This is a genomic window from Izhakiella capsodis, from assembly GCF_900115045.1.
In the GTDB taxonomy this organism is placed as follows: Bacteria; Pseudomonadota; Gammaproteobacteria; order Enterobacterales; family Enterobacteriaceae; genus Izhakiella; species Izhakiella capsodis.
The window spans coordinates 90495-114785 of the sequence record NZ_FOVC01000002.1 but is presented as its reverse complement, the minus strand read 5'-3'; the positions used below and the strand labels follow the sequence as shown (position 1 = coordinate 114785).

The 24291-nt window shown below is 49.4% G+C and carries 22 protein-coding genes, 1 other RNA gene and 1 pseudogene; 14 read left to right on the top strand and 10 right to left on the bottom strand.

Features of this window, described 5'->3' with window-relative positions:
* The first annotated feature begins 70 nt into the window (after positions 1-70).
* The 4 genes and pseudogenes from opgB (at position 71) to BM191_RS03935 (ending at position 4866) form a co-directional block, all read left to right on the top strand.
* Positions 71-2407: a phosphatidylglycerol--membrane-oligosaccharide glycerophosphotransferase gene (opgB, locus tag BM191_RS03950; protein ID WP_092875380.1), complete on the top strand. Its 2337-nt coding sequence runs from the start codon at positions 71-73 to the stop codon at positions 2405-2407.
* A gap of 139 nt (positions 2408-2546) precedes the next feature.
* Positions 2547-3737, top strand: coding sequence for a D-alanyl-D-alanine-carboxypeptidase/endopeptidase AmpH (gene ampH, locus BM191_RS03945; protein ID WP_269017617.1), 1191 nt, complete (start codon positions 2547-2549; stop codon positions 3735-3737).
* Between the two features lie 13 nt (positions 3738-3750).
* Positions 3751-4440: pseudogene (locus BM191_RS03940) on the top strand (ABC transporter ATP-binding protein).
* Positions 4441-4644: 204 nt separating this feature from the next.
* The gene (locus BM191_RS03935; RefSeq protein ID WP_092875376.1) at positions 4645-4866 is read left to right on the top strand and encodes a YdgH/BhsA/McbA-like domain containing protein; all 222 of its coding nucleotides are present in this window, start codon (positions 4645-4647) and stop codon (positions 4864-4866) included.
* 369 nt (positions 4867-5235) lie between these two features.
* Here BM191_RS03935 and ahpF read toward each other — a convergent pair whose 3' ends face one another.
* Together ahpF and ahpC are read right to left on the bottom strand one after the other, a co-directional pair.
* Positions 5236-6801 carry an alkyl hydroperoxide reductase subunit F gene (gene ahpF, locus BM191_RS03930; RefSeq protein ID WP_092875374.1) on the bottom strand — a complete coding sequence of 522 codons (1566 nt, stop codon included), beginning with the start codon at positions 6799-6801 and terminating at the stop codon, positions 5236-5238.
* A gap of 108 nt (positions 6802-6909) precedes the next feature.
* A complete protein-coding gene (gene ahpC, locus BM191_RS03925; RefSeq protein ID WP_092875372.1) occupies positions 6910-7473 on the bottom strand; it encodes an alkyl hydroperoxide reductase subunit C in 564 nt (187 codons plus the stop codon).
* A 535-nt stretch (positions 7474-8008) separates the two neighbouring features.
* On the opposite strand from ahpC, the gene BM191_RS03920 reads away from it, so the two are divergent.
* A complete protein-coding gene (locus BM191_RS03920; RefSeq protein WP_092875370.1) occupies positions 8009-9055 on the top strand; it encodes a mechanosensitive ion channel family protein in 1047 nt (348 codons plus the stop codon).
* 10 nt (positions 9056-9065) lie between these two features.
* Here the strand turns inward: BM191_RS03920 and BM191_RS16730 are convergent, their stop codons facing one another.
* The 4 genes from BM191_RS16730 to BM191_RS03895 all read right to left on the bottom strand — a co-directional run bounded on the left by BM191_RS16730 (position 9066) and on the right by BM191_RS03895 (position 13266).
* A complete protein-coding gene (locus tag BM191_RS16730; RefSeq protein ID WP_177203287.1) occupies positions 9066-9203 on the bottom strand; it encodes a hypothetical protein in 138 nt (45 codons plus the stop codon).
* Between the two features lie 239 nt (positions 9204-9442).
* Complete coding sequence (locus BM191_RS03910) at positions 9443-10225, bottom strand: ABC transporter ATP-binding protein (RefSeq protein ID WP_092875365.1); 783 nt, start codon at positions 10223-10225, stop codon at positions 9443-9445.
* Positions 10226-10261: 36 nt separating this feature from the next.
* On the bottom strand, positions 10262-11980 hold the full coding sequence (locus tag BM191_RS03905) for an ABC transporter permease (RefSeq protein WP_092875363.1): 1719 nt from the start codon (positions 11978-11980) through the stop codon (positions 10262-10264).
* 725 nt (positions 11981-12705) lie between these two features.
* A complete protein-coding gene (locus BM191_RS03895) occupies positions 12706-13266 on the bottom strand; it encodes an Ail/Lom family outer membrane beta-barrel protein (protein WP_092875358.1) in 561 nt (186 codons plus the stop codon).
* 544 nt (positions 13267-13810) lie between these two features.
* Here BM191_RS03895 and BM191_RS03890 point away from each other — a divergent pair.
* The 4 genes from BM191_RS03890 (at position 13811) to BM191_RS03875 (ending at position 17321) form a co-directional block, all read left to right on the top strand.
* Positions 13811-15076, top strand: a complete 1266-nt coding sequence (locus tag BM191_RS03890) for an MASE1 domain-containing protein (protein ID WP_092875356.1) — start codon at positions 13811-13813, stop codon at positions 15074-15076.
* A gap of 30 nt (positions 15077-15106) precedes the next feature.
* Positions 15107-16414: an MFS transporter gene (locus BM191_RS03885; protein ID WP_092875354.1), complete on the top strand. Its 1308-nt coding sequence runs from the start codon at positions 15107-15109 to the stop codon at positions 16412-16414.
* Positions 16415-16743: 329 nt separating this feature from the next.
* Positions 16744-17076, top strand: a complete 333-nt coding sequence (locus BM191_RS03880) for a YfdX family protein (protein ID WP_092875352.1) — start codon at positions 16744-16746, stop codon at positions 17074-17076.
* Entirely contained in the window at positions 17070-17321 is a 252-nt protein-coding gene (locus BM191_RS03875) for a YfdX family protein (protein WP_092875350.1), read from the top strand. The genes BM191_RS03880 and BM191_RS03875 overlap by 7 nt, the downstream gene beginning before the upstream one ends.
* A 94-nt stretch (positions 17322-17415) precedes the next feature.
* Here BM191_RS03875 and BM191_RS16725 read toward each other — a convergent pair whose 3' ends face one another.
* Together BM191_RS16725 and BM191_RS17365 are read right to left on the bottom strand one after the other, a co-directional pair.
* Positions 17416-17562, bottom strand: a complete 147-nt coding sequence (locus BM191_RS16725; RefSeq protein WP_177203286.1) for a hypothetical protein — start codon at positions 17560-17562, stop codon at positions 17416-17418.
* 182 nt (positions 17563-17744) lie between these two features.
* A complete protein-coding gene (locus tag BM191_RS17365; protein WP_143088787.1) occupies positions 17745-17873 on the bottom strand; it encodes an MFS transporter in 129 nt (42 codons plus the stop codon).
* A gap of 203 nt (positions 17874-18076) precedes the next feature.
* Between BM191_RS17365 and BM191_RS03870 the strand changes: the two genes are divergently transcribed.
* The gene (locus tag BM191_RS03870; protein WP_230479510.1) at positions 18077-18757 is read left to right on the top strand and encodes a MipA/OmpV family protein; all 681 of its coding nucleotides are present in this window, start codon (positions 18077-18079) and stop codon (positions 18755-18757) included.
* 293 nt (positions 18758-19050) lie between these two features.
* On the opposite strand, the gene rnpB is transcribed toward BM191_RS03870, so the two are convergent.
* An RNA gene (gene rnpB, locus BM191_RS03865) (RNase P RNA component class A) lies at positions 19051-19413 on the bottom strand.
* 33 nt (positions 19414-19446) lie between these two features.
* On the bottom strand, positions 19447-20310 hold the full coding sequence (rsmI, locus tag BM191_RS03860) for a 16S rRNA (cytidine(1402)-2'-O)-methyltransferase (RefSeq protein ID WP_092875346.1): 864 nt from the start codon (positions 20308-20310) through the stop codon (positions 19447-19449).
* Between the two features lie 62 nt (positions 20311-20372).
* Between rsmI and BM191_RS03855 the strand changes: the two genes are divergently transcribed.
* From BM191_RS03855 to dolP, 4 genes are read left to right on the top strand one after another with little or no spacing between them, the layout of a single operon-like run.
* Positions 20373-22523: a penicillin-binding protein activator gene (locus tag BM191_RS03855; protein WP_092876148.1), complete on the top strand. Its 2151-nt coding sequence runs from the start codon at positions 20373-20375 to the stop codon at positions 22521-22523.
* On the top strand, positions 22481-22876 hold the full coding sequence (locus BM191_RS03850; protein WP_092875344.1) for a YraN family protein: 396 nt from the start codon (positions 22481-22483) through the stop codon (positions 22874-22876). The genes BM191_RS03855 and BM191_RS03850 overlap by 43 nt, the downstream gene beginning before the upstream one ends.
* The gene (diaA, locus tag BM191_RS03845; RefSeq protein ID WP_407927854.1) at positions 22876-23496 is read left to right on the top strand and encodes a DnaA initiator-associating protein DiaA; all 621 of its coding nucleotides are present in this window, start codon (positions 22876-22878) and stop codon (positions 23494-23496) included. The genes BM191_RS03850 and diaA overlap by 1 nt, the downstream gene beginning before the upstream one ends.
* Before the next feature lie 10 nt (positions 23497-23506).
* The gene (dolP, locus tag BM191_RS03840) at positions 23507-24079 is read left to right on the top strand and encodes a division/outer membrane stress-associated lipid-binding lipoprotein (protein ID WP_092875342.1); all 573 of its coding nucleotides are present in this window, start codon (positions 23507-23509) and stop codon (positions 24077-24079) included.
* Positions 24080-24291: the final 212 nt, after the last annotated feature.

Genomic DNA, 24291 nt, shown 5'->3' with positions numbered 1-24291 from the left:
TCTTAACCTCTCTTTATATGGCTCACAAGGTCGTGCGCCAGTTGATCTTCACCGGGAGTAACACAACGCGATGCATTCTGAATGGCTGTCTTTGGGGCTGTTTATCGCTTCAGTTTATATTTATGCCCGTAAAGCTGGCAGTCATAAAGGCTGGTTCAGCGTCATACTCGCGCTAACCGCTATCTTTGTTCTGCTAAATGCCATTCTGCTTGCCTGCAACTATTTCACCGGCGAAGGCATTACAGATGCCGTGCTTTATACCGTCACCAGCAGCCTGAGCGGTGCTGGTATCAGCAAATATTGGCTGCCGGCTGGTAGTCTGCTACTGGGACTGGTGGCTATTTTTCTGCTTATGGCCTGGCTGCTGCGCCGGAGCAAGCAGCAGCATTACAGTCGGCTCTGGAGCCTGATCGCCTTGGTGCTGGGCGTCGCCTCGATCGGTACTTCCACGGCCTACCTACAGGTCAGCGGACTCGTCAAATCAGAGCTGGCAAGCGGCAACAGCGACTTCTATACCTATTATAAAGAACCGTCCAAAACGCTGCGGCCAGGTAAGCGACCCAATCTGATTTATATTTACGCTGAAAGCTTTGAGCGCACCTACCTCGATCGTAAGGCCTTTCCCGACCTGGCACCGGAGCTGAGCGCAATCATGGGAAACAGCCTGGATTTCAGTAATACCGAACAGCTGCCAGGCACCGGTTACACCATCGCCGGAATGGTCGCATCACAGTGTGGTATCCCCCTGTTTGCACCGTTTGACGGTAATGCTTCCAGTGAGCTATCTACTTTTTATCCGCATAACATCTGTCTTGGCGATATCCTGAAAGCCGCGGGCTATCAGAACTATTTCTTTCAGGGTGCCAGCCTGCGTTTTGCGGGCAAAGACACCTTCCTCTCTTCGCATGGTTTTCAGCATCTGTATGGTTTTGACGAGCTAAAATCGCGGGTACAAGATCCGTCCTACCGCAACGATTGGGGCTGGTATGACGATACGGTTCTTAGCAGGGTGTATGACAAATACATAGAGCTTACGGCCAAAGGCGAGCCTTTCTCGCTGTTTGCCCTGACCGTCGATACTCACCATCCCGATGGATTTATTTCCCGCAGCTGCAGCCGTCGCTCATACGACGTTGACGGTAACCAGAATAAGTCATTTGCCGCCGTCAGTTGCAGCCAGCAGCACATTGCCGCGTTGATTGACAAAATCAAGCGCACGCCGGGCTTTAAAAACACCCTTATCGTGGTGTCATCCGACCATCTGGCGATGAATAACTCCGCCTACAAATTTCTCAATCAGCACGATCGCCGCAACCTGTTTTTTATGGTGCGCGGCGATGAACCTGAAAGCAAAATTATTACCGCAAGGCGCAGCACGCTCGATAATGGCGCCACGGTGCTGGATGCGATGGGGGGAGATAACGTTATCGGTCTCGGACGTAGCAGCTTGTCTGCAACCTCGTTGAGCGAAATTCACCCTGATTTGCAGAAAAAAATTATCCAGTGGAAACCGAATATCATTAGCCTGTGGGGCCTGCCTAAAACCCTCAGCGATTATCAGATTGATACCGCGCAAAATACGTTCAGCTTTGCCGGTGTTAACTTCCGGCTGCCGCTGCTGCTGGCTGTTAAGAAAGATAAAATTGAGCCGCATTTTGATGTTTATTTGTCGGACTCGCTGAAAAAACAACTGTCTGATTTCCAGCCGGAAGAAAAATTTGTCTGGATAGATCGCTGTTACAAAATGGGCAGCGTCTGGGATCGTCAGCTGGCAATGGATACCCGCTATTGCATCGCTAACGGCCAGCTGAATGACAGCGTACATATTTCACCGGTCGCGAAAGGCCTCAGCAAGGGGCGCCTTGTCATGCCAGTCACAAACGAGGCGCAAGAGGGCCGTTACCAGAAAATACAGCAGCGATTGCGCATTGCGGACCCTGACCTGAAATACCCTGGCGACAAGATCCGGTTCTGGCTACCCGGCCTGCCGGATACAGTTGCCAGCATCAGCGGGCTATCGCCGACTGAGAGCTGGGGCCGCTGGTCAGATGCTAACCTGCAGCCAGATGTGCACATCCGTTTTAACCAGCCTCTGCCAGCACGCTTCACGCTGATGATGGAGGCTCGCGCCTTTGGCGAGAATATACGTAAGCCGATCACGATAAGCGTTGGCAGCGTCAGTAAAACCGTCATGCTGTCCGAGAACGTAGAAAGCCGGATCCTGACGCTGGACAATCCGGATGCTGCCAGCGAAATCGTTATTACGCCGCCGTCACCAACCAACACTAACGAAGGTTTCAGCCACGGCTTCCCCGCCCGCAAACTTGGTATTGGGCTGGTGAGTTTGCAGGTGAGTCCCGAGGAGAGAAGCCCCATCCCTAAGGCCAATAAAAGCGTGAGGCAATAAGACGTGCGCGAAAAAAGTGGTTGTCATCACATTTTATCAAATAGCAGCATAAAAATAATCCTGTCTTCCCCTATGCCAGACTGACAAACCCATTAAACTGAATGCAAATTTTCAGGTTAACAACAAGGATTCTGCCCCCTTGAAATCACGCTTTTGCTTATTGCTCTCCCTGGCCGTCGCTGCCCTGCCTGTTATGGTGCAGGCCCAACCGAACGCTATCGCCACTAATCCTCTGCTGGCCTCGCAAATCGTCGAACGCTACGCGGAACACATTTTTTACGCCAGCGGAGCCACAGGTATGGCACTGGTGGCGATTGATGGCAATCAAAAAGTGTTTGCCAGCCACGGCGAAACCCGTCCGGGCAACGATATGCAGCCACGGAAAGATTCACTGATTCGTATTGCCTCTCTGAGCAAGCTGATGACCAGTGAAGTGATGGTCAAACTGGCGGAACAAGGCGTCCTGCGTCTTGATGATCCACTCAGTAAATATGCGCCACCGGGTCACAGCGTGCCGTCTTACGGCAGTCAGACGATTCGTCTGATTAATCTGGCAACGCATACCAGTGGGCTGCCACGCGAACAGCCTGGAGGTCACTGGCCACGCCCGGTGTTCATATGGCCTACTCACGATCAGCGCTGGAACTGGCTGAATAACGCCAGCCTAAAAACGCCACCCGGGGCGCGTGCCGAATACTCCAATCTGGGATTTGACCTACTTGCAGATGCGTTGACCCGCGCTGCCGGTCACCCCTACCCCACCCTGCTAAAAAGTATGGTCACTCGTCCACTGGGTATGAAAGACACCACCTTTACTCCGTCGCCAGAGCAGTGCGCCCGTTTGATGATCCCCGCGAAAGGCGCCAGCCCCTGTAATAACACCCTGGCGGCAATAGGCAGCGGCGGCGTTTACTCCACCCCGGATGATATGGGACGCTGGATGCAGCAGTTTCTTTCATCAGACGTACATGTGCGCTCACCGCAAGTGGATCGCCTGCAAACGCTGATTTATACGCGCGGACAGCTGACTAAAGTTGAGGGGATGGATGTGCCCGGCAAGGCGGATGCTCTGGGTATGGCCTGGGTATATATGGCACCCCGCGACGACCGGCCAGGCATCATCGAGAAAACTGGCGGCGGCGGCGGGTTTATCACCTATATCGCGATGGCGCCCAAATATAATATCGGCGTGTTTGTGGTAGTAACCCGATCAGACTTAACACGCTTCACCGCGATGAGTGACGGCGTAAACGATCTGCTGACCGAGCTGGTCAATAACCGGGGCTTAACCGCCTGTACAGCCGAAAGCCGCTGTCCGGCGGTGCTATAAAGCGGCGAACTTTATGAAGTTACAGGATCTGAGCGTTGCGCTCCATCAGGGTTACGTCCTGCATACCGTGGTCGACGCGCTAACGTTTCGCGTCGAAACCGGTAAATTTTTTGGCTAAGTCGGACCATCAGGCTGCGGCAAATCATCGCTGCGTGGCAATTGCTGGCCTCAATCCCCACTGGCAGGAACATAGGTTGCTGGCCGTCCTTCAGGCACAGCCAGGAAACGTGTTCAGCGGCGTGCTGCGCCGCGAAGTGCAAGTGGTCTTCAGGATCTCTACGCCTCGCTGCATCCGCGCCATCGGCTGCGCCGCACGCACGCCGAACCACTGAAGCTCTGGGTGCTGAATAACCCGGACGATCGCACCAACAAGGGGTTCCGCCACGTCGGGCTGGACCCTGCGCTGACGGATCGCTATCCGCAGCAGCTCTCTGGCGGCCAGCGCCGGCGAGTAGCATTGGTTCGCACCCTTATGCTGCAACTGAAAATCCTGCTACTCGATGATCCAATCTCAACGCTGGATATGTCAATTCAGGCTGAGATGCTCAATGTGCTCAACATTCTGAAATCCGTCAGCAGGGTGACAATAGTGCTGATCAGCCGCGATCCCGACGTTATCGGTCATATGTTCAGCCGTGCCATTCATATGGCTGCGAGTCATATTGATGAAAGAGAGGTTGCGGATAGCTATCCACTCAAATGAGCCTTGCAAGCTTAAATTTGCAAAATAAGTTATCGCATAAATCCGTTAATCAAGGCGTTAAAGTCTATTCCAAGCCTATTTTTACAATAATGTGACTTAGATCGCACAGTTGGTTAATCAGCTAATAATAATCGTCGTTACTATTAGTTTTATCGACGGCAGACACTCTTTTGCTGCCGCAGAAATTAACTGGAGAGATGAGAAATGAAAAATATTCGTGCAATATCAATCGCCGCCATTGCCGCTCTGTCACTGATTTCTTTTGGTAGTTATGCAGGCCAGAGCGTATCTGCCCGCGGCAGCACCCTAGACAGTGCAGAAGCCCACATCGCAGCTAAAGCTAAAGCTGCCGGCGCAGAGTCTTATAGAATTACCAGCGCACGCGTTGACAACGGTGTCTACATGACAGCTGAGCTGGACAAATAATAACTATCACAATATCGCTATATGCCTTTAAGCTGCTCTCAGGAGCAGTTTTTTTTGTCAGGAAGTTAACCCCGGCGTTCCCTCTCTTCAGAAGTAGTAACCGTTTACTGAACAGGGACGGCGGTGATATCGTTTTAATCCAAATCAACGCCACTTTATTTGGCGACACGATACCCGCATTTTTACCGCCTGAGCGGGAATAAAACCAACCTGAACCCTGAGCGCAATATCGTTTAAATTAGACTGGCCGGGCGCATCTCGATAAAAAGCGCCTCTGAGGGCGCTTTAGTGCGAATAAACCGTCGTTCTGAAGCCAGCATGGTTCTTTGTCTGGAAAAAGCTGACTACAGGAGCTTTATCACCTGTTAATCAGGCTGCTGGCGTTCGGATCAGATAATCAAAAGCGCTCAGTGACGCTTTCGCCCCTTCACCCGTAGCGATGATAATCTGTTTGTAAGGCACCGTAGTACAGTCACCCGCGGCGAAAATACCTTTCACGCTGGTTTCACATTTCGCATCGACAATCACCTCACCCATGCGATTACGTTCAACGGAGCCTTCCAGCCAGTGGGTATTTGGCAACAGTCCGATCTGGACGAAAATACCGGCAACCTCAAGGTGGTACCCCTTGCCACTAACGCGATCGTTATAATCAAGTCCGGTAAGCTTCGTCCCGTCGCCCTTCACTTCCGTAGTCTGAGCGTTGAGAACGATATCGACGTTTTTCAGACTGCGTACTTTATTCTGCAATACCTGATCCGCCTTCATCTCTTGCGCAAACTCCAGCAGTGTGACATGGTCGACAATACCGGCCAGATCGATAGCAGCCTCAACGCCCGAGTTCCCGCCGCCGATAACGGCGACACGCTTGCCTTTGAACAGTGGACCATCACAATGCGGACAGTAAGTAACGCCGCGCGTGCGATATTGATCTTCTCCAGGGACGTTCATGTTGCGCCAGCGGGCGCCGGTGGCAATAATCACGCTGCGCGCTTTTAGTACCGCGCCTGAAGCCGTATGCACTTCATGCAGACCACCCTCGACCGCTGCAGGCTTAAGCTTGCTGGCGCTCTGACTATCAATAACATCAACCTGATACTCATCAACGTGCGCCTTCAACGAGCCGGCAAGCTTCGCGCCTTCTGTTTTTGGCACTGAGATATAATTTTCAATATCAACAGTATCCAGCACCTGACCACCAAAGCGCTCGCCCATCAGGCCGGTCCGGATACCTTTACGCGCCGAATAGATCGCCGCCGCTGCCCCCGCCGGACCGCTTCCCACAATCAGCACCTCATAAGCGTCACGCTTATTGAGCGCCTCAGCTGCACGCTGGTCAGCATTAACATCGACCTTGCTGACAATATCGGTCAGCGTCATGCGTCCCTGACCAAACTCTTTACCGTTAAGAAATACCGCGGGCACCCCCATTACGTTACGTTCCTGAATTTCATTCTGGAACATACCACCGTCGATAGCCGTATGAGAAATGCGCGGGTTAAGTACCGCCATTAAGTTCAGTGCCTGAACCACGTCCGGGCAATTATGGCAGGAGAGAGAATAATAGGTCTCAAACGCCAGATCGACATCCAGCTCGCGGATTTGATCCAGCAGCGCTTCGGCCTCTTTCGAGGGATGGCCCCCCGTCTGTAACAGCGCCAGCACCAGTGAGGTGAATTCGTGGCCCATCGGCGAACCGGCAAAGCGCGGCCCCTGGTGAGAGCCAGGATTGGTTATCAGAAAAGAAGGTTTACGCACCGGTAAATTGTTCTGTTCCGTAAAGCTGACCTTGTCAGAAAGTTCGGCTATTTCAGCCAGCAAACTCCGAATTTCTGCCGACTTGTCGCTGTCATCCAGTGTCGCCACTAACTCAACAGGTTTAGTTAAACGCTCAAGATAAGCCTTGAGCTGATTTTTCATATTTGCGTCGAGCATAATGTTCCCTCCCGGCAGAAAAAAATCGGGTGCCATGCACCCGATTTGACAGTTCTCAGGTTTCAATCCAACGCGCTGCGAGGATCGCCGCCTCTAAGTGTTAAGAGATTAGATTTTGCCAACCAGATCCAAAGACGGTGACAAAGTGGCATCGCCCTCTTTCCATTTGGCAGGGCATACTTCGCCAGGATGAGAAGCAACGTACTGAGCGGCTTTGATTTTTCGCAGCAGGTCGGACGCATCGCGGCCAATACCTTCAGCCGTGATTTCAATCGCCTGAATGATACCCTGAGGGTCAACGATGAAGGTGCCGCGGTCGGCCAAACCTTCCGCTTCGCGCAGATTCTCAAAGTTACGGGTCAGCGCTGCAGTCGGATCACCGATCATGGCATATTTGATTTTACCAATGGTATCAGAGCTGGCGTGCCATGCTTTGTGGGTGAAGTGAGTATCGGTAGAGACTGAATAAATGTCTACGCCCAGTTTCTGGAACTCTTCATAATGATCGGCAACATCGCCAAGTTCAGTTGGGCATACAAAAGTGAAATCAGCCGGATAGAAGAAGAACACGCTCCAGCGCCCTTCAGTATCTTTCTCGCTCACTTCAATAAACTGGCCATCTTTAAAAGCGGTGTTTTTGAAAGGCTTAATTTTGGTGTTAATCAGGGACATTAGGTTTCCTCCGTTTTGCATTGCCTAGAAAACTAACCAAAAGCGTAACGGGGATCTAATCCGTTTCATTTATCAAATCAATAAGTGGTGACTAACAAGCAAGCGGAGGAGAATAAGGTGATAACAGAACAGTAGCCCGCCATAACAAAAAAGCAATATGTAAATGCGTTGTTAAAATGCAAGCAGACCTTGATTCCGCATGACGTTACTCGTCATCGTTAAACCATACAGATCATTGGCATCCAGCGGCCAACGCTGGCTGAGCAGTATCCGCATACCGTGATATCTGTTTGTCATAAATCGCGCTGTCGTCTCATGTTTAAAGATGCCCATGGCCGCAGGCAACACACTCAATACTGGTGCGATGACAGGTAAAACCCATGAAATGATGCCATCAGAGGCTGAACAGAATGCTCTGACTGAATTTTTTTGCTGAACATCGTTGCATATTTAGCCGTTGAGCGTAAAGCTGACTTGAGAGAAAAATTAATTCAGGGTAAAAAGAATTGAATAAATATAAATGAGGTGAAAATACATGGATGTCATATTAACCAGTGACAATATTATACGCATGAGCTTACTTCTTCTTTCATGTGGATTATTTTTATTTTTGCGCCGATATAAAAACGACGATAATGATACAAAATATTACCTACTCAGACAGACCGGAAAATTTCTGGCGCAGTCAATAGCGATAGTGATAATGAGTAGTTTTATGGCTGATTTTTGCCGTAGCATTCATTCTGAAGTCATTACCGGTGCTGTGATCAATATTATTTGCATTTCCCTTATTGCCATCACTTTTATCAGCAAAGCATTTCTTTTTATCGACAGAATGGAAAGCAAACAGGTAAGAAATGGAAGTGATATTACAAATTCTAAAATTCTCGCTCGCGGGTTAAAAATAATACTTGTTATCATTATTGTTCTGCTTTACGGCAAGCATTTTGGCATGAGCCTTTCCGGGCTACTCACCTTCGGCGGCATTGGTGGACTGGCTATCGGTATGGCTTGCAAGGACATTCTTAGCAACTTTTTCTCTGGTATCGTCCTTTATTTCGAACGTCCATTTAAGATTGGCGACTGGATTTGCTCACCGGACAGAAATATTGAGGGCACGGTAAAAGAAATCGGCTGGCGGACAACAAAAATTATCACTTTTGATATGCGTCCACTCTACGTACCCAATTCATTATTTACTTCAATCAGCGTTGAAAATCCCGGCAGGATGAGCAACAGACGCATAAAAACCACCATTGGCTTACGCTATGAGGATGCCGATAAAGTGGGTGATATAGCAGAAGAAATACGCAATTTTTTAAAAAAACATTCGGATATTGATCAGGGTAAAACTATTCTGGTTTACTTCAACGGATTTGGTGAATCCTCATTGAATATTATGATTTATTGCTTTACTAAAACTAAACTTTGGGAGGAGTGGCTAAAGGTTCAGCAAAGTATTTTTTTAGCTATTATCGACATGGTTAAAAAACATCATGCCGATTTCGCCTTTCCTAGCCGGACGCTTTATATTGAATCATCGCAGCCAGCCAACACTGACGCCCTATCCCGAGGTGAATAACGCGCATCCGTCAGGCTGAGCAGAAATAGGGAAACGATCGGCGGCAAAGTGCCGTCACGAGATGGCACTTTGCCAGTACGCCGTTCAGAAGGCCGAGTAGCAAGTAAGCTTTATTCTCCGCGCCGTTGCGAATAAACGTCAGCGTCATCAACCGCCGCGATATATGATATAGCATAATATCGCAGCGGGCCCTGGTGGCCATCATTGTGCCGGGAACGCCATCCAGCCGGGCAAAAAGTCATACCACTGACTATGTTGTAAGAGCGGGTAACGTCGGACACAGAGAGGTGCCCCGTGCGGAAACGCAAAGCGCCCTGCGACATTACTGTCGCAGGGCGCCGGAGCAATCAGTAAACCAACGAATAAACCTGCTTACTCTCCCCTGATTCAGGCCGTCAGCGCAATTTTCTCATTCAGCGTGTCACGAATGCGATCAACCCAATCCTGAGTGTTATCACGGGTGCGCTCCGCACGAGGGATATCGATGGTGAAGATATCCGTGATAGTGCCGGGATCACTGGTTAACAGGCATACACGATCAGACAGCATTACCGCCTCTTCCACCGAGTGGGTAACCATAATCATTGAGCGGGTGGCGATTTTATGCTGCTCCCAGAGCTCCATAAGATCCTGGCGTAGTTTTTGCCCGGTGAAAACATCCAGTGCTGAGAACGGCTCATCCAGCAGTATCAGCTTAGGTTCAACCGCCAGGGCGCGCGCAAAACCAACACGTTGACGCATACCCCCGGAGAGTTCTTTCGGGTAGGCATTTACATATTCGGTCAGGCCGATCAGATCAATCATCCGCATCGTGCGGCGCTCAATTTCCTCGCGATTTAGCCCTGCAGCCTGTAGCCCAAAAGCGACATTATTAAATACCGTCAGCCACGGAAACAACGCAAAGCTCTGAAATACCATGCTGGTATCACGGCACGGTCCATTAACCGCCAAATCGTTGCAGACTATCGAGCCAAAATCAGGTTCGATCAGCCCGGAAATCATACGGATCAGGGTTGATTTCCCTGAACCAGAGCGCCCCAGCAGAGAGACGAGCTCATTGTCGTACACCTCAAAGTTAATATGTTCCAGCACCGGGATGCTCTGTTTGCTTCCTTTGCAGAAAGATTTAGAGACGTTCTTTATTTCTAATAGTGGGTGACGTTTTTTCATGATTTTTTTTCCAGATAAAAAGTTATAGCAAACTCATCAGCCAAATCTGTAGCGGTTTTCCGCAAAACGATAAAGTGGCGTCCAGACGAAAACAATGCAAAGGGCGACCATAAAGCACATAGCCACGCATCCAAGTGCCTGCTCTGGATCTTTACCGGCTGTGGTTGCATCCGAAATAAATGCGCCAAGTCCAGTAGTGTGCAACGTTACACTGCCCCAGCTCAGCACCTCCGCCGCGATTGCCGTATTCCAGGCACCGCCTGCGGCAGAGATAACCCCGGTAACAATCGAGGGAAAAACCGCAGGTAGGATAAATTTTGTCCACCACATCAGACCACGGACATGGAAAACTTTACTGGCTTCCGTTAACTGGCTTGGGATCATAGAAGTGCCGGCAATCACGTTGAACAAGACGTACCACTGAGTACCCAGCATGATCATCGGCAGCGTCCAGTCATCAAGGCTCTGATGGAAGGTAATAATCATCATCGCCACCAGCGGGTAGAACACGTTAGCCGGCACCGCCGCCATCACCTGAATAATGGGTTGGAAAAAGCGAACCAGTTTAGGGCGCAGACCAATCCACACGCCTAGTGGGGTAAAAATAATCACGCTCAGCAACATAGCGCCAATCACCCGTGCGGCGGTCAACCCCATCCATTCCGGCAAGTCCGGCATATATTGCTTAGGAATAAATAACCACAGCTGATGTGCGTAATAGGTACAAATTACCGCCAGCGAGAGATACCATATACCTGACCACAGCCAGTTCATAATACTCAGAAAGCTGAACAGGCGATGTAAGCGCAGCTTATACCAGCCTCTCGGCAGTACAAACAACCAAAAGTGTGCGAACCCGGACGCTATCTTACCCAACCAGCAACCAATCAATGAACGCGTCATGCAGTTATAAAACCATGAGGTAGGCTCACGATTTTCTGAAATATCCTCATATTTAAACTGATGGGCATAACGAACGAGCGGGCGGAACAGCAGCTGGTCAAATATCACGATGACAGCGATCAGCGCGGCGATGCTGTACAGCACAGCGCGCGTGTTGCCATCATTCAGTGCCTGCCCCATATAAGCGCCAACGCCTGGCAGGTTAATGCTGTTATTACCAATAGTCAGCATTTCCGAGGCTATCAGGGCAAACCAGGCCGCTGACTGCGACACCATGGTATTCCACAGTAAACCGGGGAAAGAGAAGATAAACTCCAGCCTCCAGAAACGCTGCCAGCCGTTGTAGCGAAAGGCATAAGTGGCTTCGGTCAGATCGGCGGGCACGACACGCATGGTCTGAAACAACGTCAGCATCATGTTCCATGCCTGGCCGGTAAACACGGCGAATATTGCCAGCCCTTCAAGTCCCATAACGCTGTGCGGATACAGGCCCAGAAAAAAGGCAGTCGTGAACGTTAAGAAACCGACCAGTGGCACAGATTCCATAAAGTTTACGAATGCCAGAATCACGCGTCGCATCGGAGTGTATTTGGCGGCCAACACGCCAAATACAATACTGAAGACCATTGAGAAAAACAGGCCGATCACCAGACGCATGCTGGTACGTAATGCGTAATAAGGAAGATGATGATAATCAAGACTTATCGGCGCTAATGTACTGCCATCGAAATTACCATGCATACCCATCCAGCCATAAATAAATAAAATAACAGCTGAACCAAGAATGAAGGCAACAATAATGTCGTTCAGGTTAAACCTGACATTTGTTTTTTCTGTGCGCATAGACTGCATTTATGGCGCTCTCCAGATTAAAAATATACAGCGCGCAGGAACTATCATCAGTAAAAAACTGAATAAATACCTGATGCATTAAAATGAATATATTCGCCATCAATTTTATGAGGGCGAATATATCGTAATAATTTTTAGGGAATTAATGAATTCACTTCATCTATAATAAGCTGATGACGTTTCTCTGCCATTCTTTTCAGGAATGCATTAAAAATAGCAGAAAGCTTATTTTTTCTAGATGAAGAAGGATAACCCTTAGGAGCCTGAGGGATACGGTAATAGGAGCTATCAAATACCTGAGCATTTGAAGAGCGATTTATGACCAGAGACCCTACATAGCAAGAGAAGAAATAATCGATACAAAACATTCTACACCTCAATTAAGCGTATAAGTTTAAATAATGGTATTTTCGTATGCTCGTATTCGAGCACCGTAAAGCCGATTATTCTTACTTACACATTAACGGGTGTTCGGAGTAATCAGCCTGTAATGGTGTCGCCCGATGGAGGCTCGTCAGATGTAGCACTGAACATACATGTTCCTCTCGATAAATGAATATTTGCGCGCAGAGTATGCACCTACAAACATAAACACAACCTTTACGAAGTTACGTTTCTCGACTTTTTAAACAAATAACCACAATAGATAAACCATTCACCTGCCGCCTTTACCGGCAGAGGTGGCCTCTCATACCAAAACCCGCTTTCATCGGCGCAGTCAGTAATTAAAAGCGATACCCAATACCAATATTAACGCCATTTATCTCGCGATGCTGCCCCTCGACCCGGGTCTGAGAACCTTCGTATCCCAGGTTTACCGATAGATAGTCAACCGGATTAATGATAAGTCCCGCACCGTAGGCAAACGCGTTAGTGCTATCTGAAAAATCAATACGTTGTAAAGGATCATTGCGGTAAGAAGCATCGTAATGTCGCCCCATCTTCGCCTGTGACATACCCGCAATCGCATAAACGCTGACATAGTCATTGAACCGGTACGCCGGACCAGCCATCAGCGAGTAATACTCTGCTTTCACGTGATCAGTTGAATAGTATCGCCCCCATGTAGTTTGGCTATCACCATCGTTTTCAAGCGCGGTGAAAGATGCCAGTACGCTGAGCGGCGAATCCCACTCATAACGGTACTGCACATTAACCCCTGGCATGTTTTTGAAGTTTTGAACTTTGCTTTGAGCGTAACCAATTGAGATTGTATTGCTGGCCAGCGCGGGAAAAGCGCCAGCAAGCAGGGAGATAAACAGACCCGAAATAGCCAGTTTTTTCATAGGATGATCCTTAATAAGGTAACAAATATATATAGTGAATATGTTAATGGTGTTAGTATCTGCTACTGCCTGATGAGGACAAGAGTAGACGTGCGGGATATTAGCAAAGCACTACTGCTTTTCATAGTGCAACGCCAGGCTTAATCTACTGTTATGCAGAACCTATAAAATGGTGCAAAGTCTGATCACTCCTGAATCAATTAAACTACTGCTTAATAGCATGAGTGTTAAATACACCTCCAAAAACAGTAAGCTTAGCAGTGATAAGGATGGCTTATCATCGAAAATATGAATAATTGACGTAATAAATGCCCGCGATATATGCACCCTGCCAGGCCGACTATGCTGGAGATCTACGCCGCTTTTTGTCCGAGCGAACCAGAACGAATCGACTGTTGAGCAGCAATATGATGCTGGCCGCCAGTTTTCAAATAAAACTTGTTATACTCCTGAGATTCGCCGAAGGTTTAAACCTGTTGACGAGAAATAACCCCAGCTTAGGGCAACGCAGAAAGCTTTATACAACACTCGGTGAGATGATGCTATGAGACCTCCCGCAACCACTTTTATACCCAACCTGCTAATGATATTGGTATGGATGCTGATTTATTATCTCTCCGGGGTGGTGTCACTACGGTTTGATGATCCTCAGATGCATATCGCCATCGTCTGGTTTCCCGCCGGCGTCGCAACCGCCGCGTTTCTGCGCGCACGTTGGAGCCTATGGCCAGTACTGACCGTGGTGTTTGTTCTGCTCAACCTGCTGTTAGATAAACCAACGTTACACAACCTACCTGTAAAAATGTTCTACGCCATTATTGCCCTGCCTTCTTCGATGGCAATCGCCTGGATCGTCAGACGCTTTTCACGTCCCGATGATGACCTCAATATTATTACTCTGTGGTTTATCGCCACCCTTATTATCAGTTTTCTTGATGCGTTGCTATTTGGCATTGGCTTTTCGCTCGCAGGAAATATTTCATTTTCCGATGTTTTTTGGACCGGCTTTGTCGCAGATATTACCGGAATTATCCTGGCAACAACGGTAATCATGGGCTTTCTCAATGGCCGTTTACGCACGACAATGCAGATCTCATGGAAGAATCTGCTGATGGGTGCCGCAGTATGGCTTGTGCTGGTCGCCCTGACATTATGGGTGTTCAATGGGGGGGCCAGAGCATTTAGCGTATCCCACATGATCACCCATAATGACAGCCTGATTTTCGCTTTCACCGGCATACCGATCATTCTTGCCGCATTTCTTACGCTATTTTGGGGTAATCGCGGCGGGTCGATTGCTATGCTGACGATGTCGGCAATCGTTATCTATTATACCGATCAGGGGAAAGGTCCCTTCCTTTTTCATGGCCTGCGTAGCGGCGAGCCACTGCTACTGGTGCAAAGCTATCTGACAGCCAGCGCCTTGCTGCTGGTCTTTCTGCGCGTAGTGACACGTAATATCGGTCACTATAATACAGAAAACGGATTACAGCTCAGACAGCAGGCGATTTATCAGCTCAACCTGAACAATGGCAAGCTGCGCTGGGATAATTTACCGGCAAATCTTGCCGCTATTCATCCACAAATCCTCAATGATAAAAGAAAGCTGTTACTGCAACTGCATCCCGAAGATCAGCACAAGCTGGCGGAACACTGGCAGAACACCCCGCTCCAGCAGAAACTGGAGACAATCAGCTTCCGATTACAAGACACTCAGGGTCACTGGTTACGGATCACAGATAGCGGCGCAGTGATACTTGAGCATCAGGGCGCACTAATTATCCTGGGAAACTGGTCGGTTTCGGCCTGAATGGTCAGTCTGATTTAAGGAAGGGATACAGTGATACAGATAGCAATGCTGTTACTCGGCACCACCTATATTAAGAAAAACGCCCGGTACCTCGCGATCGCTGGCGGCTTATGGTTCTTGGCTGGCTCACTGATTTTTATTGATGGCCTTGATCAGCACTCATATTTTCCTTTGAAGATTTTTGGTTTTATTCTGATGCTGGAAAGTGTAATCACCCTCAGCGTTGCTTCAAGTGGTGTTGGCGCCCAAAAGAGTATCCTGTTTTTTAAAGGCGGCATCTTCCTGTTTGTCGCGTTAATTATCCTGGTCAATCAGAAGTACAGTAATGTTCTACTGACGGTGATCTTTGGCTTTACCTTCTTTATCATTGGCTTCTTTACCAGTTTTTCCTCTTTTATCGTGCGCTTCCCCCGCTGGAAACTGACCCTGGCTTACGGGCTGATGCTGATTATTTTTTCATTTTTTTTATTACTTCATCACACTAACAGCGTTTCATTATTCATTGGTTTTCAGATGATTAGCAGTGGACTGAGCTGCATAGGCATTGCCCGGAAAGCGATGCGCATGAAAACTGGCACTTCTATTTTCCAGCTGATACAGCCAGGTGATGTTCTGCTAAGCAGCGTACCGCTGAAGCAAGATGCTAAACTAATCGTAAAGCCCGTTGACACCGCGTCCGGGACGGCATCATTGGTCGTACACATCTGGACCCCGGAGGAGTCGGCGGAAGCACGGCCTATCTCACGACCAATAATCAACCGCTACATTGCTGCAGTTGATGAAAACGGTGTGATATCAACCGGCCATACGGCACTCGAAGTTCCCGGTCATTTATACATTAGTCTTTATCCTGCCGAAGATATTGACCGGTCGCCCTCAGAATTTCTCCGTACGCTGAAAGCAACCCATGAGAATGATGTGGTCGGACGTTTTCTTCCCGACTATGCGACCGAATCGAGTGAGTGGTGCGATTCCGTTCGTAAAATAATATTTAAAAATTTCAGCATGGAGAAATTAAATACTTTTTGGGCGTCTTATCGTCAACGCGAAACCTATAATCTGACCTATCGAAACTGCTCAAGTAGCGTTGCCTATGCTCTTGAAGCCGCACTGGATGGCGTGCTGTCAAAAAATAAAGGGTTTGGTCATCTGCTTAAAATCCTGCTGGTGCCAGAGCTGTGGATTGCTGCCCAAGTACGCAAACGCGCGCAGACGATGGCATGGACTCCCGGCCTGGTAATGGATTACAGCCGGGCGCTTCATGCCCTGGTCCATCCCCAGCCACGGCCCCGCCCCTGGTATCACCGTTTACCCTGGTCATTAACCAGAAAAAAATAAAGCCGGGCAACTTGTCCGGTATTATTCTCTTCACCAGCAGTTCTTTATCAAAATGCAACTAATAGCCTGGATATTATTAATTGATATTCCACCGTATAGCATACTCACTCAAGTTATTTCATTGGTCTAAACTAAGCTTATTTAATTACAAACACTACGATTTATCCTCGTTATTTTTTAACTTATTATTCAGAATTACAAAAGAAAATATATGGCAGATTCATCAATGCACCATTGGTTGTTATATTCGTTACTACCCTGTGATTTATTTTGAAACACCCACATTTATCAGAGCAGATTAAATAAATAATCAACACGGAGATACGGTTATGAAAAAAAGCTTCATTGGACTTTCTCTGTTAGCGTTGGCGACTGTGGCATTTATGACTAACGCCAATGCCACAGAAAATAAAGCAGGTGAAAGTGGCAGCAGCACGGCCTATCATTCACATATGAAGAACAGTGGCCACATCGCCGTCGAAGGCCTGAAAGCGATGTATGATATACATTATGCAAGGCTGTCGTTGTTTAATGGTCATCCACAGGACGCGTTGAAGGACACCATGCAGGCTAATACTTTACTAAATGACAAAAAACTGACTGGGGAAAATACGTCCATACCAGTAAAAAATTTCCCAACAACGGCGATAGATATGTGTTAATTAACTCATCGATCTCTCGAAGCGAAAATCTCACCATAACGCCAGAGAAAAAAGCAGCGATCGCACGCGCTAATGATGAACTCCATCTGGCGGGTATTGATACCACCGATACCCAGGTGTTTATGCCGTTGGAAAAAGCCAGGCAGGACGTCACCAAAGCCATTACACTGCTAAAACAAAATAAATATTACGAGGCCAATATCGCGCTCAAAGACGCAGAAGACAGTGTCATCATTCAAAAATGAAAGCACTAAAAATCTGCATCCCTGAAAGAGTCGGCAATCGCCAGGTCAGTCAGACAGCAATCTGCCTGACTGGCGTCGTGAAAATAACACCTGATTACACCGGACCTCGAATGGCATGTTGTTTACTGGCTGCCAGCAACCGCCACAAAATATCACTACCCGCAGCGGCAAACCGTACTGGTTGACCGACTAAGCGAAACCACCTGGCATCAGAACTGAAATCAATATAATCGGACTGCATTCACACCCGCCGTGAGACGGGCACAAAGCGACAGAAAGTGCAGTAATGCTACCTCAAATCCCATTGCCGCAGTCACTGACAATAACCGCAGTATGACTTTCCGAAAGCGTGATAGCTACTGGTTAAAATAGTTTTTCATGCTATCCCCTGTAACATAATAAGCTCCAGAGCCACCTCAGTTATCACTCATAGCGCGGCAATAAAAGCACCACGGCGAAAACACCAATTGCTTGCATTGCAGCATTGAGTCCGATATATCTTTCGCTATCTTCGCGCTCCTGCAATTGAGTTACAATCAGCGGTGTGCTCAAGACATATGCCAGATCCGAAATGGCAACGGAGACAATAACGGAAAAAATATTTTTTTATCAATCACGTTTATAACCCTTTACAGACAACAGTAGCCTGGCTGCCAATGCCAGGGTCTGCTGAAAAATCGGGAATAATAATTATCATGCCATCACTATTCAAAAATATACTCTGTTACCTCTTGCTTTGTCATAATTCTTTGGCAATGGCTACCGGAATTACGCTTGGGTTACAGGGCGAAGCAAACTTTACGCCTTACCGCCAGTATGACACCCAATACTCAGCACTGCCCTATATTGGCTACGATAATTCCTATGTTTATATTGATGGTACTGAGGCTGGCGTTTATCTCATCAATAATGATACTAACCAGCTAAAAGCCCGCTGGTGGTATCTTGATAATGAATTTGATCCGGGTAAATCATCCGATAAGGCACTACGTCAGCTGCGTTCACGCCACAGTACGATGATGGGAGGATTAAGCTACCAAAAAATCACCCCTGTTGGTGCTTTCAACAGCGAGATTTCCGCTGACACGCTGAATGAAAGCCGGGGGCTACTAGCAACGGTAAGCTGGCTTGGACAGGTATCTTCTGACCAGGTTGATATCTACCCGCAGGTTGGCGTTGACTGGCTCAATAAACAGCAAGCGAGCTATTATTACGGCGTTACCGGACAGGAATCCACACGCAGTGGCCTGGCTGTCTGGAGCCATCAGGGGGTGACCCCGTGGCTGGCAATAGCATTTGACTGGCATCCTATAAAACCACTTCACATTGTTCTTCAACCAAAGTTGACGTTCCTTACCGGCGCGCTGCGCGACAGCCCGATGACTGACCAAAGCTATTACTGGGTACTCTCCTCCGGCGTAACCTGGACTTTTTAAAAAGCAGGAGGTTTATCGGCATGCTTTGTGTAACACAACCAGGATCGATCGCTGTGAAAAGGATGGGCGATGATAGCGGTATAACCGCATCAGACCGCGTGCCGATACCGATCATTGCCCCAGCTGAGGTGGCGTTCTGTAAGAGGCTCAGATAGGGAGGAACTCGCATTGCTACGCTGAAAAATGCTTTCCTTCTCATCTGCATTTTGGGTTTAAGCCATCGGCAGGAGTGGCTTAACAACACTCAATAATGCAAAACGCCCGCAGGATCTTTCTGCGGGCGTTTTAATGTAGTTCGAAGCTGACCGGTAAGCCGGGTTCTGTCGTGGACAGTCATTCATCTAGGCCAGCAATCGCTCACTGGCTCAAGCAGCCTACCCGGGTTCAGTACGGGCCGTACCATGTGAACCCCTATTTGGCCTTGCTCCGGGTGGAGTTTACCGTGCCGCGAACTGTTACCAGCCACGCGGTGCGCTCTTACCGCACCCTTTCACCCTTACCTGATCCCTTACGGGCCATCGGCGGTTTGCTCTCTGTTGCACTGGTCGTAGGCTTGCGCCTCCCAGGCGTTACCTGGCACCCTGCCCTGTGGAGCCCGGACTTTCCTCCCCAATATCACCATAAGGCAATAAAGCGGCGACTGTCTGGTCAGCTTCGGCGCGAGATAATAGGGGATTTCAGCCGCTTTGTCACTCTTCTTGCTGTGCCAGTGCAAACTTATACAGGGCATTTTTCTTAACCCCATGAATTTCCGCAGTCAACGCCGCCGCTTTTTTTAACGGCAGCTCCGCCTGTAACAACGCCAGAGTGCGCAGCGCCTCCACCGACAGCGCCTGTTCATCGGACTGATAGCCTTCAACAATCAGCACCATTTCACCTTTACGCCGGTTTTCATCATCCTGAACCCAGACAAGCAGCTCACCAACCGGCGCACCATGAATCGATTCCCAGGTTTTGGTGATTTCACGAGCCAGCACTACGTAGCGCCCCGCCCCCAGCTCCCCCACCATGTCCTGCAGCGTTTCCAGTAAACGGTGGGTGGATTCATAAAAAATCAGCGTGCGCGGTTCCTGCGCCAGTGCGCGTAACGTATCTTTGCGACCTTTACTTTTAGCAGGCAGAAATCCTTCGTAACAGAATCGATCGGACGGTAGCCCGGCGGCGCTTAATGCTGTAATAGCCGCGCAAGGGCCAGGTAAGGGTACGACGTTGATACCCGCTTCGCGGCAGCGTCGCACCAGATGGTAACCCGGATCGTTGATTAAGGGCGTGCCGGCATCAGAAACCAGCGCAAGGCTCTGGCCTTCCTGTAATTTCGCCAGCAGCACTTCTGCTTTTTGCTGTTCGTTATGATCATGCAATGCGAACAAGCGCGCATTGATGGCGAAATGTTGTAGCAACAGTCCGGTATGACGTGTATCTTCCGCTGCAATAAGATCAACCTGCTCCAGCACCGTCAACGCACGCTGAGTTATGTCGCCCAGGTTACCAATGGGCGTTGGAACGATATAGAGCGTGCTGGCAGAAATCTCTGCTCGATCGTGTTGTTTCATTGTTTGATCCGTATTGCCGTTTTAATATTGAGCATCTTGAAAAAAACATCACTGGATACAGTATGCTTCCTTCAACAGTCATTCGTAATAAAGCAGGACGCACCGTTCCGCTTTTTCTTGCCGCACTCCTTTTGGCCGGGTGTTCAGGCCAGAGTCCGACAGGAAACAGGGCAGACATCAAGAACCCTGCAACCGGAACTGCTGATTACTATCTGCAGCAGATGCGGCAAAGCGGGAATAATAGCAAGCTTAGCTGGCAATTACTCGCAATTCGGGCGTTGCTCAACGAGGGTAAAACAGCGCATGCCAAGCAGATACTGGAAACGCTGCCCCATAATCCAGATGCAGACCAGCGGCAGGAAATTATCCTGCTCGGCGTACAGTATTGCGTACTGACGAAAGATACATCTGGCGCCAATATGCTGCTCAAACAAATCGATAGAGATCGGCTGTCGAAAGACCAGCTCGCGCGCTACTACCAACTGGTGATTAGCGCCCAGCATAATTTCCCTTCCCTGGATTTAATTCGCGCCTATATCGCTCAGCAGCCGCTGATGACTAACACACAGGATCAGCAAAAAAATATTGATGCGACCTGGCAGGCGCTAACGGGACTGAGCAAGCAGCAGCGCGATAACGTGGTCATTAACGCCAATGATAACGTATTGCAGGGTTGGCTGGATCTGCTTGATACCTACAGGGCTAATCAGAACTCTCGGGATTTGTTGAAGACCGCCGTAAGTAACTGGCAGATCCGCTATCCGGACAATCCTGCGGCTAAAATGCTGCCAACAGCACTCGGTGCTGGCACACAGGATTTTACACAGGCTTCCACCGCTAAAATTGCCCTGCTGCTGCCGCTGAGCGGCCAGGCGCAGATTTTTGCTAACGCCATTCAAAAAGGTTTTGATGAAGCCCGTAACGGCACACTGAGCGTACAAAGCCCCGCGCCACAGGCATTCGTGACCGGTAATGCCGAACCGCAACAACCGGTTCAGGCTCAGCCGGCAGTTAGCCAAGGTGTGGCTCAGCCAGCCAGCCAGGGTCAAGTAGCGGCTTCTTCGCAAAACGCGGCGCAGCCTGTCGTTCAGACGCCGGTAGGTAGCGAAAATAACCCGATAATGGCGCCCAGCAACGCCGCTTTCCAGCCTGACAACGGAGATCCTCCCCCGCCAGCTGCCGTTAGTAAGCCAGCCTTACCGCAGATCACGGATTCCACACCGTCGTCTTCTGCCACCCAGGTTCAGGTTTATGACACCAGCAATCAGCCAATCGCACAGGTGATCGCTAAAGCGCAGCTGGATGGCGCGACGCTAATCGTTGGTCCGTTGTTGAAAGACAATGTGGAAAAGCTGGCGAATATACCAACTGCGATAAACATACTGGCGCTGAACGAACCGCAGAAGGTACAGAACCGTCCGAATATTTGCTACTTTGCACTTTCTCCTGAAGACGAAGCGCGTGATGCCGCTCATCATATGTGGATGCAGGGTAAACGCCATCCTCTACTGTTGCTACCCCGCAGCGCGCTCGGAGACCGCGTAAGTACAGCCTTCGCTGAAGAGTGGCAAAAGCTTGGCGGATCAACCGTTCTGCAGCAGCGTTTTGGCTCTATTGCCCAGCTAAAACAGGGTATTAATAGCGGTGTTGGCATTAGCCTTAGTGGAACACCGGTTATAACCAGTCAGCAGGAACCGCAGCAGATAAGCATCGCCGGCGTAACGATTCCGGCCCCGCCATCAGCTACATCACAAGCAGCAGAAAGTGCCGACGGAAACCCGGACTCAGTTTATGTTGTGGCGACGCCTAACGAGATACAACTGATTAAGCCGATGATCGCAATGCGGACCAGCAGCCGTAGCAACATCGCAATATACGCCAGCTCACGCAGTTACCAGGCCGGAGAAGGTACAGATTTTCGTTTTGAAATGGACGGATTGCAGTTTAGTGATGCACCCTTGCTGGCGGGATCAAATCCGGGACTGATGGCACAGGCAGCGCAAAGTTTTAACAATGATTACTCACTGATACGTTTGTATGCAATGGGAATTGACGCTTGGAAAATAGCAAACCACTTCACCGAGATGCGTCAGATACCAGGCTATCAGATCAACGGCGAAACTGGCGTCCTGAGCGCTAACAATGATTGCGTGATTAACAGGAAGTTAACGTGGAGTCAGTACCGTCAGGGGAAAATCGTTCCGGTCAACTGAGTCGTCAGCAGCGAGGTCAGCAGTGTGAACAGCAGGCACGCCGCTGGCTGGAACAAGCAGGCTTGCGATTTATTGCCGCTAACGTTCGCTTTCGCGGCGGCGAGCTGGACCTGATTATGCGTGACGAGGATACGCTGGTATTTGTTGAGGTGCGCTATCGGCGTAACGATTATTTTGGTGGCGCCGCTGCCAGCGTTACCCGAAGCAAGCAGCGTAAGCTGCAGCATGCTGCGGCATGCTGGCTGGCTGATAGTGGTGCTCGCTTTAAAAACGCCCCCTGCCGGTTTGATGTTGTTGCCGTTACCGGCAGCCAGACCCAGTGGCTACGCAATGCTTTTTACGCGGATGAATAATGCCGTGCCAGATAACCCAGGTGAGTGAAGTGCTGGAAAGAATTAAAGTCTGTTTTACTGAGAGTATTCAAACTCAAATCGCCGCAGCGGAAGCGCTGCCAGACGCAATTTCACGCGCGGCTACCGCAATGGTACAGGCGCTGCTCAACGGTAATAAGATTCTGAGCTGTGGCAACGGCACGTCCAGTGCCAATGCTCAGCATTTTGCCGCCAGCATGATTAATCGCTTCGAGACCGAGCGGCCGAGCCTGCCTGCCATCGCACTCAGCGCAGATAACGTGGTGTTAACGGCGATTAGCAGCGATCGTCTGCATGAAGAAATATATGCCAAGCAAGTACGTGCTCTGGGCAGCACCGGTGACATTCTTCTCGCCATTTCAACGCGTGGCAACAGTCGTGATATTGTGAAGGCGGTGGAGGCGGCCGTAACGCGCGATATGACGATTATTGCACTGACTGGCCACGATGGTGGGGAACTTGCCGGACTGTTGGGGCCACAGGATGTGGAAATCCGCATTCCATCTCACCGCAGCTCTCGCATTCAGGAGATGCACATGCTAACGGTAAATTGCCTGTGTGACTTAATAGATAACACCTTATTTCCCCACCAGGATATTTAAAGGAGCTAAAATGAAGGCTTTCTCTGTTTTTGCCATTGTGCTCTCTGCACTGCTTTTACAGGGGTGTGCCGCCGTGGTGATCGGCAGCGCCGCGCTTGCCACAAAAACGGCAACCGACCCGCGCACTATGGGTACGCAGGTTGACGATGGAACGCTTGAGCTGCGCGTTGATAATGCGCTGGCGAAGGACAAGCAAATCAAAAATGATGCACATATCGACGTTACCGCCTATCAGGGCAAAGTGCTGCTGACCGGCCAGGCACCGGATTTTACCATTGCCAACCGGGCGAAACAGATCGCCATGGGCGTTGAAGGTGCAGCCGAAGTTTATAACGAAATTCGCCAGGGGCCGAATGCATCCCTGGGCACCATGTCCTCTGATATCTGGATATCCACGAAAGTGCGCTCGCAGCTGCTAACCAGCGACCTGGTCAAAGTCACAGATTTGAAGGTGACAACTGAAAACGGCGAGGTATTCCTGATGGGCCTGGTGACGCATCAGGAGGGCCAGGCAGCGGCCGAAATTGCCAGCAAGGTTAGCGGCGTCAAGCACGTAACCACCGCATTTACCTATATCAAATAACGCACTGGCCTCCCTCCACAGGGGAGGCCTTTCATCGTCACGGTAACAAAAATCGTCATAATGGCGTTTCTTCGTTTTGAAATATGTCAAATTGCAAACACCTGACTTACCATTCGCATTTCAATCGGGATAGTGCTACCCAGAGTTTGCTGACACAGGAAAATGTAATACCTGATGAATATCTCAGGAAATGAGTCGGATGACTGACAGGC